Annotated in this window: 15 protein-coding genes; 9 read left to right on the plus strand and 6 right to left on the minus strand. The window is 62.9% G+C overall.

Annotated elements, in window-relative coordinates; translation table 11 throughout:
- Genes bioC through bioB form a run of 4 tightly spaced genes read right to left on the minus strand, consistent with a single transcriptional unit; the run spans position 1 to position 3,816 of the window.
- Positions 1–816, minus strand: coding sequence for a malonyl-ACP O-methyltransferase BioC (bioC, locus tag GUY40_RS15685; protein WP_166569828.1), 816 nt, complete (start codon positions 814–816; stop codon positions 1–3).
- The gene (locus GUY40_RS15690) at positions 809–1,540 is read right to left on the minus strand and encodes an alpha/beta fold hydrolase (protein ID WP_166569829.1); all 732 of its coding nucleotides are present in this window, start codon (positions 1,538–1,540) and stop codon (positions 809–811) included. Before GUY40_RS15690 ends, bioC begins: the two co-directional genes overlap by 8 nt.
- Positions 1,533–2,705 (minus strand): 8-amino-7-oxononanoate synthase, encoded by a 1,173-nt coding sequence (gene bioF, locus GUY40_RS15695; RefSeq protein WP_166569830.1) that lies wholly within the window; start codon positions 2,703–2,705, stop codon positions 1,533–1,535. Before bioF ends, GUY40_RS15690 begins: the two co-directional genes overlap by 8 nt.
- A 52-nt stretch (positions 2,706–2,757) precedes the next feature.
- Positions 2,758–3,816, minus strand: coding sequence for a biotin synthase BioB (gene bioB / locus GUY40_RS15700; protein WP_166569831.1), 1,059 nt, complete (start codon positions 3,814–3,816; stop codon positions 2,758–2,760).
- Between the two features lie 91 nt (positions 3,817–3,907).
- Between bioB and GUY40_RS15705 the strand changes: the two genes are divergently transcribed.
- From GUY40_RS15705 to rarD, 4 genes are all read left to right on the plus strand, one after another.
- Positions 3,908–4,645, plus strand: a complete 738-nt coding sequence (locus GUY40_RS15705) for a ComF family protein (RefSeq protein WP_166569832.1) — start codon at positions 3,908–3,910, stop codon at positions 4,643–4,645.
- Between the two features lie 60 nt (positions 4,646–4,705).
- A complete protein-coding gene (locus tag GUY40_RS15710) occupies positions 4,706–5,470 on the plus strand; it encodes a TOBE domain-containing protein (RefSeq protein WP_166569833.1) in 765 nt (254 codons plus the stop codon).
- Positions 5,471–5,679: 209 nt separating this feature from the next.
- Positions 5,680–6,654 (plus strand): serine/threonine protein kinase, encoded by a 975-nt coding sequence (locus GUY40_RS15715; RefSeq protein ID WP_166569834.1) that lies wholly within the window; start codon positions 5,680–5,682, stop codon positions 6,652–6,654.
- Between the two features lie 71 nt (positions 6,655–6,725).
- Positions 6,726–7,613, plus strand: coding sequence for an EamA family transporter RarD (gene rarD, locus GUY40_RS15720; RefSeq protein ID WP_166569835.1), 888 nt, complete (start codon positions 6,726–6,728; stop codon positions 7,611–7,613).
- A 104-nt stretch (positions 7,614–7,717) separates the two neighbouring features.
- Here the strand turns inward: rarD and GUY40_RS15725 are convergent, their stop codons facing one another.
- A complete protein-coding gene (locus tag GUY40_RS15725; protein WP_166569836.1) occupies positions 7,718–8,236 on the minus strand; it encodes an ACT domain-containing protein in 519 nt (172 codons plus the stop codon).
- Positions 8,237–8,678: 442 nt separating this feature from the next.
- On the opposite strand from GUY40_RS15725, the gene GUY40_RS15730 reads away from it, so the two are divergent.
- Complete coding sequence (locus tag GUY40_RS15730; protein WP_166569837.1) at positions 8,679–10,856, plus strand: malate synthase G; 2,178 nt, start codon at positions 8,679–8,681, stop codon at positions 10,854–10,856.
- A 29-nt stretch (positions 10,857–10,885) separates the two neighbouring features.
- Here the strand turns inward: GUY40_RS15730 and GUY40_RS15735 are convergent, their stop codons facing one another.
- On the minus strand, positions 10,886–11,353 hold the full coding sequence (locus GUY40_RS15735) for a response regulator (protein WP_166569838.1): 468 nt from the start codon (positions 11,351–11,353) through the stop codon (positions 10,886–10,888).
- A 175-nt stretch (positions 11,354–11,528) separates the two neighbouring features.
- Here GUY40_RS15735 and GUY40_RS15740 point away from each other — a divergent pair, with 175 nt between their 5' ends.
- The 4 genes from GUY40_RS15740 to GUY40_RS15755 all read left to right on the plus strand — a co-directional run bounded on the left by GUY40_RS15740 (position 11,529) and on the right by GUY40_RS15755 (position 15,890).
- Positions 11,529–13,472, plus strand: a complete 1,944-nt coding sequence (locus GUY40_RS15740; protein WP_166569879.1) for a DUF294 nucleotidyltransferase-like domain-containing protein — start codon at positions 11,529–11,531, stop codon at positions 13,470–13,472.
- Entirely contained in the window at positions 13,469–14,179 is a 711-nt protein-coding gene (locus GUY40_RS15745) for a PolC-type DNA polymerase III (protein ID WP_166569839.1), read from the plus strand. The genes GUY40_RS15740 and GUY40_RS15745 overlap by 4 nt, the downstream gene beginning before the upstream one ends.
- Before the next feature lie 221 nt (positions 14,180–14,400).
- Positions 14,401–14,919, plus strand: a complete 519-nt coding sequence (locus tag GUY40_RS15750; RefSeq protein ID WP_166569840.1) for an RNA polymerase sigma factor — start codon at positions 14,401–14,403, stop codon at positions 14,917–14,919.
- Positions 14,916–15,890, plus strand: coding sequence for a FecR family protein (locus tag GUY40_RS15755; protein ID WP_166569841.1), 975 nt, complete (start codon positions 14,916–14,918; stop codon positions 15,888–15,890). The genes GUY40_RS15750 and GUY40_RS15755 overlap by 4 nt, the downstream gene beginning before the upstream one ends.
- The last annotated feature ends 7 nt before the right edge of the window (positions 15,891–15,897 follow it).

Below are 15,897 nucleotides of genomic sequence, written 5' to 3' on the forward strand. Positions count from 1 at the left end.
TCACCCCCCTTTTTTCTGCAACACGGCGTACACCACCTGGTAGGTGGCAGGCAGCCCCTCGGCTTGCCGGAAGCGCTCGTAAGCCTGGATAAGGCCCATCATACGCGCTCTGCCGGTCAAACCGCCCGGTCGACCCGGGTTGAGGTTGTGTGCCCCCAAGGCTTTGAGCTCATGGGTCAGCCCACGCACGTCAGGGTAGTACAACACGTGCGGTTGGGCGTTCAGCGTCAGCACCTCAAGACCACTTTGCGCGCACAGGCGCTGATAATCATCAAGCTGGCGGAAGCGATTGACGTGCACCATGCCATCGACCGCCTGCCAGCTTTCGCGCAATTCCTGCAAGGTGCCGACACACAGGCTGGCAAAGGCCAACACGCCACCGGGCGCCAGCGTGCGCCGGGCTTCACGCAGCACCGAGGCAAAGTCGGCGCACCACTGCACTGCAAGGCTGGAAAAAATCAGATCGCAGCACTGCGACTGCAACGGCAATCGCTCGGCATCGCCGGCCACATAATGCACCGCGCCGCCCTGAGGCCGCGCATGCCGGAGCATGCCTTCGGCGATGTCCAGAGCCACACCCTGGCCCTGTGGAAAACGCTCGGCCAGGGCGCGGCTGAAGTAGCCGGTTCCGCTGCCCAGATCCAGCCAGCGCCGGGGTTGCAGCGATGCGGGCAATGAATCGAGCAATGCTGTGCCGACCGCGCGTTGCAGTTCGGCAACGCTGTCGTAACTGGCGGCGGCGCGGGAGAAAGAAGCTGCGACCTGACGCTTGTCAGGCAGGCTGCCCGGCAATGCCGGGTGAGAGAGGTCAGTCATCGCCGGACTCGTGCAAGAAGGCCTGGATGGCCGCGGCCAGTCCATGAGGATCCTCCAGAAGAAACGCGTGGGAGGCCTGTTCGATCAGGCCGACTTCGACATCGGGCAGCAGCGTGTACAACGCGCCCGCCGCTTCACCGGGCACCAGGCCATCGTCACCGGCAAACAGATGAAACTGCGGGCCGCTGAACGCTTGCAGGGCCGCCCGGGTGTCCAGTTTCGCCAACAGCTCCAGACCATGGACCAGGCTGTCGCCCGGGCTTTGCGGTGCTGCCGCCGCGAGCAGACGAGTCAAGCCGCGTACATCGGCGGCGCCCTGGGCGCAGAGCACGGCAAACCGTTTGAGGGTGACCTGCGGATTGGCCCGGCAGCCTTCCAGAAAAGCCGCGAAGGTCGGCTCTGGCATCGCCGTCGGCCAATCAGGGCGTGCCACAAAACAGGGGTTGCTGGCCAGGGTGAACAGGCCGCAGCAACGGTCGCCCCGGCGCGCCGCCAACTGCGAGGCGAGCATGCCGCCGAGCGACCAGCCACCTAGCCAGACATTGTCGGGCACGTTGGCGTCCAGCTCGTCGAGCCAGTCCTCGGGGTCGGTGCTTTCAAGCTCGGGCAAGGGTTCGATTTCCACCCGCAGATGCTCATCAAGCCCCTGCAGGGCCGCGGCCAGCGGCTCCAGCGGTGAAACGCCCAAGCCCCAACCCGGCAGCAGAATCAATCGATCACGCATGGTTCGGCTCCAGCAGCGGGTAACAGTCGGCCAGTGCATTCAACAATAGCTGCACCTGCGCTTCGCTGTGGGCGGCGCTGAGGGTGACGCGCAGGCGCGCGCTGCCCGCCGGCACCGTCGGAGGGCGAATGGCCGTGACCAGCAGACCGCGATCGCGCAACAGTTGGGAAAGCTTCAAGGCGCGGGCGCTGTCGCCGATCAGGATCGGTTGAATCGGCGTGAAGCTGTCCATCAGCTCAAGGCCAATGGCCTGCGCCCCCTCGCGGAACTGGCGGATCAACGCCGCCAGATGTTCCCGGCGCCAGTGTTCGCTGCGCAGCAGCTCAAGGCTCTTGAGCGTGGCGCAAGCCAGCGCCGGCGGCTGGCTGGTGGTGTAGATATAGGGCCGGGCGAACTGGATCAGGCTCTCGATCAGGTCTTCGCTGCCGGCTACAAACGCACCGGCAGTGCCAAACGCCTTGCCCAGGGTGCCAACCAGCACCGGCACATCATCCTGGCTCAAGCCAAAGTGCTCGACGATACCGCCACCGTTGGCACCCAGCGGGCCGAAGCCGTGGGCATCATCGACCATCAACCAGGCGCCCTTGGCCTTGGCAACGCGCGCCAGGGACGGCAAGTCGGCCAGGTCGCCGTCCATGCTGAACACCCCGTCGGTCACCACCAGCGTATTGCCGGTGGCTTTTTCCAGGCGGCTGGCCAGGCTTTGCGCATCGTTGTGCAGATAACGGCTGAAACGCGCGCCGCTGAGCAAACCGGCATCGAGCAAGGACGCATGATTGAGCCGGTCTTGCAGCACGGTGTCGCCCTGCCCGACCAGCGCGGTCACCGCACCGAGGTTGGCCATGTACCCGGTGGAGAACAGCAGTGCACGCGGGCGACCGGTGAGGTCGGCCAAGGCTTCTTCGAGAGCATGATGTGGACCGCTGTGGCCGATCACCAGATGGGAAGCGCCACCGCCCACGCCCCAGCGTTCGGCACCGGCGCGCCAGGCGGCGATCACGGCCGGATGGTTGGCCAGGCCGAGGTAGTCGTTGTTGCAGAACGCCAACAGCGGCTTGCCATCGACCACCACTTCGGGGCCTTGAGGGCTTTCGAGCAAGGGGCGCTGACGGTACAGCGCGGCGGCACGACGTTCGTCCAGTCGCGTACGGAGATCGAAGGACATGCGTGCCTCGCGGTCAGATCAACAATCGAGGGGGCCACAACGGGCCCCGGATTCAGGCAGAAGCGGCGTCGTAGAACAGTTCGCTGCTTTTCTGCTCGACCAGCGCCTGCTCGATGGCGGCCTGGTGCACCTCGTCCGCATGCTCTTCGCGGGCTTCGGGCTGAATGCCCAGGCGTGCGAACAGCTGCATGTCCTTGTCGGCTTGCGGGTTGGCGGTGGTCAGCAGTTTTTCGCCGTAGAAGATCGAGTTGGCACCGGCCATGAACGCCAGAGCCTGCATTTGCTCGTTCATCGCTTCACGGCCGGCCGACAGCCGAACGTGGGATTGCGGCATGAGGATGCGCGCCACGGCGAGCATGCGGATGAAATCGAACGGATCGACATCGTCGGCGTTTTCCAGCGGCGTGCCAGCGACTTTTACCAGCATGTTGATCGGCACCGACTCCGGGTGCTCAGGCAGGTTGGCCAGTTGAATCAACAGGCCCGCGCGGTCGTCCAGCGACTCGCCCATGCCGAGGATGCCGCCGGAGCAGATCTTCATGCCGGCATCGCGCACGTACGCCAGGGTCTGCAGGCGCTCGCTGTAGGTACGGGTGGTGATGATCGAGCCGTAGAATTCCGGCGAGGTGTCCAGGTTGTGGTTGTAGTAGTCCAGGCCGGCCTCGGCCAGGGCAGCGGTCTGGTCCTGATCGAGCTTGCCCAGGGTCATGCAGGTTTCCAGGCCCATGGCTTTCACGCCTTTGACCATCTGCAACACATAGGGCATGTCTTTGGCCGATGGGTGCTTCCAGGCCGCGCCCATGCAGAAACGGGTCGAGCCGATGGCCTTGGCGCGAGCGGCCTCTTCGAGGACCTTCTGCACCTCCATCAGCTTCTCTTTTTCCAGCCCCGTGTTGTAGTGACCGGACTGCGGACAATATTTGCAATCTTCCGGGCAGGCGCCCGTCTTGATCGACAGCAAGGTAGAAACCTGAACCCGATTAGGGTCGAAATGCGCGCGGTGCACGCTCTGCGCCTGGAACAGCAAGTCGTTGAAGGGCTGAACGAACAGAGCCTTGACCTCGGCCAGGGTCCAGTCGTGACGCAGGGTTGCAGTGGTGCTGGCGCTCATGGGCAATACCTTGATTATGCTTGGACTGGCGCCAGGGGTTCGCAAACCCACAAGCGCAACACGGATAAGCGGCATATTTAAGGAAAGCGCAATGGACTGTCAACCACCACATGGAGGTCCGGTTTACATCTGGCTAAATAATAACCAGACCTGCCTGCTGTGCGATGAGATCACCGATAACCCCTACCCACTGTGCAGCGCCTGCGAAGACGAGCTGCCCTGGCTGGATGAACGCTGCCAGGTCTGCGCCCTGCCCTTGCCCATGGCCGGGCTGACCTGCGGGCAATGCAGCAAACGTCCGCCGGCCTTCACTCAGGTCGAGGCGCCCTGGCATTACGGCTTTCCGGTCGACGCACTGATTACCCGCTTCAAGCACCAGCGCCGCTGGCCACTGGGCCGACTCTTGGCCGAGTTGCTCGGACAGTGGCTGGCCCACCGTTTCAGTGAAGGGCTGCACAGGCCAGAGCGCTTGTTGCCGGTACCGATGGCCAGCCGACGCCTGCGTCAGCGCGGCTTCAATCAAGCCGCCATGCTTGCCGATTGGCTCGGCAGCAGCCTCGGGATTGCGGTGGATTCACACGTGTTGCAGCGCCCACGGGAGACCCAGGCCCAGCAAGAACTGGACGCCCGTTCGCGCAAACGCAACCTGCGCAATGCCTTCGCCCTGGATGACGCAGCCGTCGTGCGCGGCCAGCACCTGGCGCTGGTCGATGATGTGCTGACCACCGGCGCCACGGCCCAGGCGCTGGCCCGGCTGCTGATCGAGGCCGGCGCGGCGCGGGTTGATGTCTACTGCCTGGCGCGTACCCCTCGGCCGGGGCAGCCTTGACTTGCCGCGATGGCAAAGGCAACGTCGAGCGTCAGCCTTTTTTGGATTTCGTGTCAGACCATGTCCCTGCCCCCACCCTTGACCCAGCATATCGTCCGGCGCCCGCAACGGATTGCGTTGCTGCAGCACATCGCCGAACAAGGCTCGATCACCCGCGCCGCGAAAAGCGCGGGCATGAGCTACAAGGGGGCCTGGGATGCCATTGATGAACTGAACAACCTGGCCAACCAGCCACTGGTCGAGCGAGTTGTCGGCGGCCGCGGCGGTGGCGGCGCTCGCCTGTCGACCGAGGGCGAGCGCGTATTGCGCCTGTATCAGCGCTTGCAGGCGCTGCAGGCACAGATACTTGAAGCGGCCGAAGACAGCAGCGACCTGGACCTGCTCGGCCGCCTGATGCTGCGCACCAGTGCGCGAAACCAGTTGCATGGTCGGGTCAGCGCCATCAATGCCCATGGCCATAACGATCAAGTCACCCTGATGCTGGCTGGCGGCCTCACCCTCGACGCCCAGATCACCCACGACAGTACCTTGCGCCTGGAACTGCAGCTCGGCACCGAAGTGGTGGCCTTGATCAAGGCCGGTTGGCTGGAGCTGGTGGCGGTGGGTGATGCACTGGTTTGCGGGCATAACGGACTGCTGGGCAGGATCGATCAAATCCTTGCCGATGAAGAAGGGCCGAGCGAAGTCAGGATCATCCTGAGCAATGGCCAGACGATGTGTGCGCTGTGTGAGCCGCAGCGGTTGGCGGAGCAGCAGTTGCAGGCAGGGTCGCAGGTACAGGTGCAGGTCTCACCGTCCAATGTACTGCTGGGCACTCCGCTGTAGATGCGTCTGGGCCATTCGCGGACTGCGGCGAACCCTGGTAGGAGCAAGGCTTGCCAGCGATGAACGATGACGCGCAATACTTGTAAAACCGCGGCGTCCTTATCGCGAGCAAGCTCGGCTCCTACAGCGCCACACCGTTCCAACAGCCCATCAACCTTCTGCGTTACCATGAGAGGCCACGCGGCAACCTGCCGCGCGCAGGAGTGAGCATGTCCCACCCGTTTGAAACATTGACGCCTGACCTGGTCCTCGACGCCGTCGAAAGCATCGGCTTTCTCAGTGACGCCCGTGTGCTGGCGCTCAACAGTTACGAGAACCGTGTCTATCAGGTCGGCATCGAAGACGCCGAACCGCTGATCGCCAAGTTTTACCGGCCAGGGCGCTGGAGCAACGAAGCGATCCTCGAAGAACACAGCTTCACGGCCGAGCTGGCCGACTGCGAAGTGCCGGTGGTCGCCCCCCTTGAGCACAACGGTGCGAGCCTGTTCGAACACCAGGGCTTTCGCTTTACCCTGTTCCCACGCCGAGGTGGCCGGGCGCCGGAGCCGGGCAATCTCGACCAGTTGTATCGCCTCGGCCAGTTGCTCGGGCGTCTGCATGCCGTGGGCTCCACTCGCCCCTTCCAGCACCGCGAAGCGCTGGGCGTGCAGAACTTTGGCCATGACTCGCTGACCACCCTGCTGGAAGGCAACTTCGTCCCGCGCAGCCTCCTTCCCGCCTTTGAATCAGTGGCGCGCGACCTGTTGCAACGGGTCGAAGCCATCTACCAAGCCACGCCCTACCAAGCCATCCGCATGCACGGCGACTGCCACCCCGGCAACATGATGTGCCGCGACGAGGTCTTCCATATCGTCGACCTTGACGACTGCCGCATGGGCCCTGCGGTCCAAGATCTGTGGATGATGCTCGCAGGCGACCGTCAGGAGCGCCTCGGCCAGCTCTCGGAACTGATGGACGGCTACAACGAATTCCACGATTTCGACCCGCGTGAACTGGCCCTGATCGAACCGCTACGAGCCTTGCGCCTGCTGCACTACAGTGCCTGGCTGGCGCGGCGCTGGGACGATCCAGCGTTCCCGCACAGCTTCCCGTGGTTCGGCAGCGAACGCTATTGGGGCGATCAGATTCTGGCCCTGCGCGAGCAACGCGCAGCGCTGGACGAAGAGCCGTTGAAATTGTTCTGACCGCAAAGACAACCCTTGCTGGGCGCCCTACAATGGGGCAATTTTGATAGCTGCCTAAGCAAGGATTTTGCATGCATGCCGCCAACCCGCGTCGCGGGTATCTTCTGGGCATTTCCGCCTACATCATCTGGGGCTTGTTCCCACTTTATTTCAAAGCCATCCAGGCAGTACCCGCGGTCGAGATCATCGTCCACCGGGTACTCTGGTCGGCGCTCTTCGGCTCGCTGTTGCTGCTGGTCTGGAAACACCCGGGCTGGTGGCGCGAGCTGCGCGACAATCCTCGCCGGCTGGCCATCCTGGCTCTGAGCGGCACGCTGATCGCGAGTAACTGGCTGGTGTATGTGTGGGCGGTGAATAACGGCCACATGCTCGAGTCGAGCCTGGGCTATTACATCAATCCGCTGCTTAACGTGTTGCTTGGCATGCTGTTGTTGGGTGAGCGTCTGCGCCGCCTGCAATGGGTCGCGGTGGCGCTGGCGGGGATTGGAGTCGCCCAGCAGGTCTGGCAAGTCGGTAGCCTGCCCTGGGTATCGCTGGTACTGGCGCTGACCTTCGGCTTCTACGGCCTGATCCGCAAGCAGGCGCCGGTGGCTGCGCTGCCAGGGTTGGTGGTGGAAACCTGGTTGCTGGTGCCGTTGGCATTGGGCTGGATGCTGCTGAACCCGGCGGCGCAAAGCGCGCAAGCAGCGTTCTACACCAGCCCCGAGGCGCTCTGGCTGGTGGCCGCAGGCCCGGTGACGCTGCTGCCGTTGCTGTGCTTCAACGCAGCAGCGCGGCATTTGCCCTACACGACCCTGGGCTTTCTTCAGTACGTGGGGCCGACGCTGGTGCTGCTCCAGGCGGTGTTCCTGTTTGACGAGAAACTGTCTTCCAGCACCCTGGTGACTTTCGCGTTTATCTGGGCTGGCCTTGCGGTTTACAGCCTGGATGCCTGGCTGACTTTGCGCCGCCGCGCCTGATCAAAAAACGAACAAACCGCTACAGGCCACGCTGACCGTGGCCTGCAGCACTCTCTCCCAAGGTTATCCACAGGGGCATCCCCGGTAAAACGGGATAACTGCGCTCAGTCCTCCGCGCGCAGTACCAATTCCACCATCAAATCATCGGCCAGGGCTTCCAGGCGTTCCTGAAGCTGGTCCAGCGACAGGGTCAACGGCAGGGCCAACAGTGCTTCGGCATGAAACAGCGGCTCGCTGCTCATGGGCGCCGGGCGCACGTCGGTGGTTAAACGCTCGATGTTCACACCTTGCTCGCTCAGCAAGCGGGTGATGTCGCGGACGATCCCCGGACGGTCATTGCCCACCAACTCCATGGCAATCGGCTTCCAGGTGCAGGACGGCTCGATGCCGCATTCGGCGATGTTCACGTGAATGCCCTGATTCGCCAACGCCTCCAAGGCATTGAGCAGCTCTTCGTGGGTTTCGGCGGGTACGGCGATGCGTACGATGCCGGCGAACTGGCCGGCCATCCGCGACATGCGGCTTTCGAGCCAGTTGCCACTATGATCGGCGATGCACTTGGCAATGCTCTCCACCAACCCAGGCTTGTCGGGTGCCGATACCGTCAACACTAAATGTTCCACGCAAAGGTCCTCTGCAGTGATGACGCGGGCACTTGGCCGAACACGCCGGATTGGAGAAGTATAGGCAAGCCGCGGCAACCTGCCGCAGCGGCGGGCGCAGACAAATCGTGTACCGTTTTAAGATTTATCTGGAACAATCCACCATTTTTTTGAGAACATACGCCTCCCCAGCGTGACCGCATTCCCCATATCGGTCGCGGAGCGACGTATTTAGTCTAATTTTCACAACCGCAGCTCATCATGTAGTATGCCGCAGCGCGGACTACATAATGCTGGATCGATGTCTGCCAAGGCGCCTGTGAGAATACGGAAAGCCCCGCCGGCCAAGCGCTGGCGAGCTTCGCCCAGCCGTCCGTTCGGGCATGTTCTGGTTCCGTAGTCAGAGAAGCGCTGACAGGCTTTAAATAGAAGAGCTGAATAGCTGAGCAGAGTGAGGCAAGCAATGACTGAACACGTTCAAGTCGGTGGCCTTCAGGTCGCCAAAGTCCTGTTCGACTTCGTGAACAACGAAGCCATTCCCGGAACCGGCATCGACGCCGACGCCTTCTGGGTCGGCGCGGAAAAGATCATCAACGACCTCGCTCCGAAGAACAAAGCTCTACTGGCCAAGCGTGACCAGCTGCAGGCGCAGATCGACGCCTGGCACCAGGCACGCCAGGGTCAAGCGCATGATGCTGCGGCTTACAAAGCCTTCCTGCAAGAAATCGGTTATCTGCTGCCAGAAGCAGCGGACTTCCAGGCATCGACGCAAAATGTCGACGAAGAAATCGCTCGCTTGGCCGGCCCTCAACTGGTTGTGCCCGTGATGAACGCCCGCTTTGCCCTGAATGCTTCCAACGCCCGCTGGAGCTCGCTCTACGACGCGCTGTACGGCACCGATGCCATCGGCGAAGACGGCGGCGCGGAAAAGGGCAAGGGCTACAACCCGATCCGTGGCAACAAGGTCATCGCCTTTGCCCGTGCCTTCCTCGATGAAGCCGCGCCTCTGGCGGCAGGCTCCCACGTTGACTCCACCGGTTACCGCATCGAAGCCGGCAAGCTGGTAGTCGCCCTCAAGGGTGGCAGCAACAGCGGCCTGCGCAACGACGCCCAACTGATCGGTTACAACGGTGACGCTTCGGCACCGACCTCGATCCTGCTGAAAAACAACGGCCTGCATTTCGAAATCCAGGTCGACGCCAGCACCCCAGTCGGCCAGACCGACGCCGCCGGTGTCAAAGACGTGCTGATGGAAGCGGCGCTGACCACCATCATGGACTGCGAAGACTCGGTCGCCGCGGTCGATGCCGACGACAAGGTCGTGGTGTACCGCAACTGGCTGGGCCTGATGAAAGGCGACCTGGCCGAAAGCGTGTCCAAGGGCGACAAGACCTTCACCCGCACCATGAACCCGGACCGCGAGTACACCACGCCAGAGGGCGGCACGCTGAGCCTGCACGGTCGTTCGCTGCTGTTCGTGCGTAACGTCGGCCACCTGATGACCATCGACGCCATCCTCTATGGCCAAGGCAATGAAGTGCCGGAAGGCATCCTCGACGGCCTGGTCACCTGCCTGGCCGCAGTGCACAACCTCAGCGGCAACACCTCGCGCAAGAACACCCGCACCAGTTCCGTCTACATCGTCAAACCGAAAATGCATGGCCCTGAAGAAGTGGCCTTTGCCAGCGAGCTGTTCGGCCGCATCGAAGACGTCCTGGCCCTGCCGCGCAACACGCTCAAAGTCGGGATCATGGACGAAGAGCGTCGCACCACCGTCAACCTCAAGGCCTGTATCAAGGCGGCGAGCGAGCGCGTGGTGTTCATCAACACCGGCTTCCTCGACCGTACCGGTGACGAGATCCACACGTCCATGGAAGCCGGCGCCGTGGTGCGCAAGGCCGATATGAAGTCGCAGAAGTGGATTGGCGCCTACGAGAACTCAAACGTTGATATCGGCCTGGCCACCGGCCTGCAAGGCCGCGCCCAGATCGGCAAAGGCATGTGGGCCATGCCGGACCTGATGGCCGCGATGCTGAAACAGAAAATCGCTCACCCGCTGGCCGGTGCCAACACCGCCTGGGTCCCGTCGCCCACCGCGGCCGCCCTGCACGTGCTGCACTACCACAAGGTTGATGTGTTTGCTCGTCAGGCTGAACTGGCTTCGCGTGAAAAAGCCTCGGTCGATGACATCCTGACCATTCCGCTGGCCGTTGATACCAACTGGTCGGAAGAAGAGAAGCGCAACGAACTGGACAACAACGCCCAGGGCATTCTCGGCTACGTGGTGCGCTGGATCGACCAGGGCGTGGGTTGCTCGAAGGTGCCGGACATCAATGACGTAGGCCTGATGGAAGACCGCGCCACCCTGCGGATTTCCAGCCAGCTGCTGGCCAACTGGCTTCGCCACGGCATCGTCAGCGAAGCCCAGATCCTGGAAAGCCTCAAGCGCATGGCGCCGGTGGTAGACCGCCAGAACGCCAGTGACCCGCTGTATCGCCCATTGGCCCCGGATTTCGACAGCAATATCGCCTTCCAGGCGGCGGTCGAACTGGTGGTCGAAGGCGCGAAGCAGCCGAACGGCTATACCGAGCCGGTGCTGCATCGTCGTCGTCGTGAGTTCAAGGCCAGGAACGGCCTGTAAGACGGCTGACCTACCTCTCGCAGGAGCGGCTAAAGCCGCTCCTGCGAGGGATTTATCCCCAACTCCCGCCGCGCCAGCTCAAGCAGCCGCTGCGTATCAATCGGCTTGAGCAAAAAATCCACCACGCTCAAATGCATCGCATCGATGGCGTCGCGTACTTCGGCATCGCCCGAAGTGATGATGATCGGCAACGCCGCGCGCTCCGATTCGCGCACCTTGCGAATCAAATCCAGACCGTCCATGGCCTTCATCCGCAGGTCGGTGATCATCAAGCCGATCGTGCGCTCGGTCGCCAATACTCCCAACGCTGCAGTGCCACTGTGCGCCCGCTGGCATTTGATGCCGTTCAGTTCGAGTATTTGCGCCAATAAATCACAGGTTCGCACGTCGTCATCGACAATCAGCGCTTGAAGTGGCTCAGCCGTGGGTGAGGCCAAAATGAGCGCATTGAGGGCCTCGATCTCGGCATCGCTCAACAGTTTGTCGTTATCGGCCATGTCTTTCTCTTCATCAACGCCAAAAATCCCTGCAAATCACGATCAGACCGCGTTTCATCGGCGCGCGACGGGCCGTTCGTCGGTTTTTTTTGCCCATATACCTGCTTAGACTTACGTCCAATGGGCACTGCCCGGTTACCGGCCGACCATGGGCCTCAACAAGAACAATGCGGTAATGGTCATGAGCAAAATGGACGCCTTCGCCCAGGCCGGGAAAACAGCGGTGCTGCAGAATATTCACGGCACCTTGCAATTTCTCCAGCGCTTTCCACCGTTCAACCAGATGGAGCAGGCGCACCTGGCGTATCTGGTAGAACAATGCCAACTGCGGTTTTTTGCCGCCGACGAAAGCATCATCAAGCCCAGCGACGGCGCGGTCGAGCATTTTTATATCGTCAAACAAGGCCGGGTGGTCGGCGAACGCCCCCACAGTGCTCGGCGCGGCACCGAAACCACCTTTGAAATCACCACCGGCGAGTGTTTTCCGCTGGCGGCGCTGCTGGGTGAACGGGCCACCCGCACCGAACACCTGGCAGCTGAAGACACCTTTTGCCTGCAACTGAACAAGCAGGCGTTTATCCGGCTGTTCGCCCTGTCCGAGCCGTTTCGCGACTTTGCCTTGCGCGGCGTCAGCAGCCTGCTCGATCAGGTCAACCTGCAAGTCCAACGACGCGCCGTAGAATCGCTGGGTAATCAATATTCGCTCAATACCCGCCTGGGCGAACTGGCGATGCGTCACCCGGTGAGCTGCGGCCGGCAAACGCCGTTGCGTGAAGCGGTCAAACTGATGCATGAACAGCAGGTCGGCAGCATCGTCATCGTGGATGAGCATAGGACCCCACAGGGAATTTTCACCCTGCGCGACCTGCGTCAGGTGGTGGCCGACGGCAACTGCGATTTCACCCGGGCCATCGAGCAGCACATGACGCAGGCGCCGTTCTACTTGAGCCCGCAAGCCACCGCCTTCGATGCTGCGATTGCCATGACCGAGCGGCATATCGCCCACGTTTGCCTGGTCGAAGACCGGCGCCTGTGCGGCGTGGTCTCCGAGCGCGATCTGTTCTCCCTGCAACGGGTCGATCTGGTGCACCTGGCGCGGACCATTCGCAATGCGCCGCGCCTGGAAACCCTGGTCAACCTGCGCGGCGAGATCGGCCAACTGGTCGACCGCATGCTGGCGCATGGCGCCTCGTCGACCCAGATCACCCACATCATCACGCTGCTCAACGATCACACCGTCTGCCGGGTGATCGAGCTGGCGATGGAAGAAAAAGGCGACCCCGGTATCGCCTTCAGCTGGCTGTGTTTTGGCAGTGAGGGGCGCCGCGAGCAAACCCTGCACACCGATCAGGACAACGGCATCCTCTTCGAGGCCCGCGACGCCGCCCACGCCGCCGAGATTCGCGGCAAGCTGCTGCCACTGGCGCACCATATCAACCAGAGCCTGGCCCAGTGCGGCTTTACCCTGTGCAAGGGCAACATCATGGCCGGCAACCCCGAGCTGTGCCTGTCGCGCGCCGAATGGGCCCGGCGCTTCGCCAAGTTCATTCGCGAAGCCACCCCGCAGAGCCTGTTGGGCTCGAGCATCTACTTCGACTTGCGTAGGGTCTGGGGCGACGAGCAGGGCTGTGAACACCTGCGCCAAGGCATCCTCGATCAGGTCGCCGACAACCGCATCTTCCAACGCATGCTGGCCGATAACGCACTGCGCAACCGCCCCCCGGTCGGGCGCTTCCGTGACTTTGTCCTGACCCGCCAGGGCAGCGACAAAACCGCCACGCTGGACCTCAAGGTTCAAGGCCTGACCCCGTTCGTGGACGGCGCCCGGCTGCTGGCACTGGCCAATGGCATTGGCGCCAACAATACCCTGGAACGCCTGCGCCAGCTGGTCGCCAAGGAAGTGATCGACCGCCTCGACGGCGCCGCTTATGAAGAGGCCTACCACTTCATCCAGCAGACCCGGATGCAGCAGCATCAACTGCAAACCCGGCAGAACCTGCCCTATTCCAACCGGCTGGACCCCAGCACCCTCAATGACCTGGACCGGCGTATCCTGCGCGAATCCCTGCGCCAGGCCCAGCGCCTGCAAACCAGCCTGACCTTGCGGTATCAACTATGAGCCTGTTTGCCTGGCTACGCCCCGCCGCACCCGCATTGAACAGCAAACAACAGCGACGCCTGGCGCAATTGGCCCAGCCGACCCCGATGGGCGATGGCAGCCTGCGGCAACAGCGCTGGGTGGTGCTCGACCTTGAGACCAGCGGCCTGAACGTCAACCGGGACCAGGTGCTGTCGATCGGTGCCGTGGTGATAGAAGACGGCGCCATCAATCTGGGCCAGGCGTTTGAACGCACCCTGCACCGCCGCGAACACAAGCTGGGCCCCAGCGTGCTGATCCACGGCCTGGGCCCCAGCGCGATTGCCGCCGGTTGCGACCCGGCCGATGCCTTGCTGGACCTGATGGCATTTATCGGCGACAGCCCGGTGCTGGCCTTTCACGCACCGTTCGACCAACGCATGCTGGCCCGGGCCTTGAAAGACAGCCTGGGCCTGCGCCTGCAGCACAGCTTTATCGACGTGGCGGAACTGGCGCCGATGCTCTGCCTCGACACTACCCTGCGCCAAGCCGGGCTTGATGACTGGACTGCCCGGTTCGGCCTGCAAGCCGAAGTGCGCCACCACGCCAGTGCTGACGCGCTGGTGACGGCGGAGCTGGCGTTAATCTTGTTCAGCCGGGCGCGCAAGCAAGGCATCGACAGCCCGTTGCTGCTCGAACAGCGCCTGAACCAGTGGCGGCGCCGGCAGCAGCATTCCCATTCATTCTAAGATCTGGGTGCGGACAAAATGTGGGAGCGGATTCATCCGCGAATAGCTTCACCACGGTGTGTCAGTCGAACCTCAGTGAAACTATTCGCGGATGAATCCGCTCCCACAGTAGAAGAATGCAAGTACCCCCCTTCCGATGAGCGCGAATTGCACCCCACCACTGCCTCTGACACAATCGCGAATAATTCTCGTTGGTTAACACTTCTTTTTCGGGGCCATCCTTGTCGTCTGCTCAAAGCCCACAGCGTGAGTTGGTCGGGGCGTTGTACCGTGACCACCGCAGCTGGCTGTTCGCTTGGCTGCGGCGCAACATCGCCTGCCCGCAGCGCGCCGAGGACCTGAGCCAGGACACTTTCGTGCGCCTGCTGGGCCGCGATTCGATCAGCCCGCCGCGCGAGCCACGGGCTTTTTTGTTGGCCATCGCCAAAGGCCTGCTATTCGATCACTTCCGCCGCGCCGCGCTGGAACAGGCCTACCTGGCCGAGCTGATGCTGATCCCCGAAGCCGAACAGCCGTCCCCGGAAGAACAACACCTGATCCTTGAAGACCTCAGGGCCATCGACCGTCTGCTCGGCAAGCTGTCGAGCAAGGCCCGCGCCGCGTTTCTGTATAACCGCCTCGACGGCCTCGGCCACGCCGAAATCGCCGAGCGCCTGGGCGTTTCCGCGCCGCGTGTGCGCCAATACCTGGCCCAGGGCATGCGCCAGTGCTACGTGGCCTTGTACGGAGAGCCGACGTGAACCCGCTCAACAACCGCCCGGTGTCCTCGCGAGTGCTCGATGCCGCCATCGCCTGGCAACTGTGCCTGGACGGCAGCAACGCCAGCGCGATTGAGCGAGCAGAATTCGAGAAGTGGTTTGCCGCCGATGAAGAACACGCCCAGGCCTGGATGCAACTGGGCATGCTCGACCGGCGCTTCAGTGCCGCTGCCGGCCCTGCTCGCCAGGCGTTGCTGGAATCGCGCGCCGGGATTCGCCAGCGCCTGCGCAAAATGGGCAGCGGGGTTGCCAGTGTCGTGCTGGTCGGTGGCCTGACACTGGTGATCGGCGAGCACTATTTCCCCGTTGGGTACTGGCTGGCCGACCAACGCACCGCCACCGGCGAACAGCGCACCCTGCATCTGGACGACGGTACCCTGATCAGTCTCAACACCCACAGCGCCATCGACGTACGCTTCGATGACCAGCAGCGCCTGATTGTGCTGCAGGACGGCGAAATCTCCATCGAGACCGGGCACAAGGACGAACGTCCGTTTTTGGTCAAAACCCCCGACGGCACCCTGCAAGCCCTCGGCACCCGCTTCCTGGTGCGGCGTGAAGACGACGGCACGCGCCTGAGCGTGCTGCAATCGGCCGTCGCCGCCCGCCCGCAGGCAAGCCACGACGAACGCATCGTCAAGGCAGGGGAGCAGGTGTTCATGCGCGAAAACGGCTTGAGCGCCAGCCTCGCCCTGACCCCGGGCGCCGATGCCTGGACCCGCGGCATGCTGGTGGTCGACAACGTGCGCCTGGCCGACCTGATCGAGGAACTGGGGCGTTATCGCAGCGGCCACCTGAGCGTCAGCCCGCAGGTCGCGGACCTGCGCATCACCGGCAGCTTCCCCCTGACCGACACCGACCTTGCGCTCAAATCGCTGCTGCCGACCCTGCCGGTGCAGATCGAGCAACGCACGCCTTGGTGGGTCACGGTGATGGCCAAAAACACGCCGTAGAATCTGA

It is taken from the genome of Pseudomonas sp. R5(2019), assembly GCF_009905435.1.
Lineage (GTDB): Bacteria > Pseudomonadota > Gammaproteobacteria > Pseudomonadales > Pseudomonadaceae > Aquipseudomonas.

Bases quoted from the DNA above. Each gene is read 5' to 3' on its own strand.
- bioC (WP_166569828.1), bottom strand. From the start codon at position 816: ATGACTGACCTCTCTCACCCGGCATTGCCGGGCAGCCTGCCTGACAAG.
- GUY40_RS15690 (WP_166569829.1), bottom strand. From the start codon at position 1,540: ATGCGTGATCGATTGATTCTGCTGCCGGGTTGGGGCTTGGGCGTTTCA.
- bioF (WP_166569830.1), bottom strand. From the start codon at position 2,705: ATGTCCTTCGATCTCCGTACGCGACTGGACGAACGTCGTGCCGCCGCG.
- bioB (WP_166569831.1), bottom strand. From the start codon at position 3,816: ATGAGCGCCAGCACCACTGCAACCCTGCGTCACGACTGGACCCTGGCC.
- GUY40_RS15705 (WP_166569832.1), top strand. From the start codon at position 3,908: ATGGACTGTCAACCACCACATGGAGGTCCGGTTTACATCTGGCTAAAT.
- GUY40_RS15710 (WP_166569833.1), top strand. From the start codon at position 4,706: ATGTCCCTGCCCCCACCCTTGACCCAGCATATCGTCCGGCGCCCGCAA.
- GUY40_RS15715 (WP_166569834.1), top strand. From the start codon at position 5,680: ATGTCCCACCCGTTTGAAACATTGACGCCTGACCTGGTCCTCGACGCC.
- rarD (WP_166569835.1), top strand. From the start codon at position 6,726: ATGCATGCCGCCAACCCGCGTCGCGGGTATCTTCTGGGCATTTCCGCC.
- GUY40_RS15730 (WP_166569837.1), top strand. From the start codon at position 8,679: ATGACTGAACACGTTCAAGTCGGTGGCCTTCAGGTCGCCAAAGTCCTG.
- GUY40_RS15735 (WP_166569838.1), bottom strand. From the start codon at position 11,353: ATGGCCGATAACGACAAACTGTTGAGCGATGCCGAGATCGAGGCCCTC.
- GUY40_RS15740 (WP_166569879.1), top strand. From the start codon at position 11,529: ATGGTCATGAGCAAAATGGACGCCTTCGCCCAGGCCGGGAAAACAGCG.
- GUY40_RS15745 (WP_166569839.1), top strand. From the start codon at position 13,469: ATGAGCCTGTTTGCCTGGCTACGCCCCGCCGCACCCGCATTGAACAGC.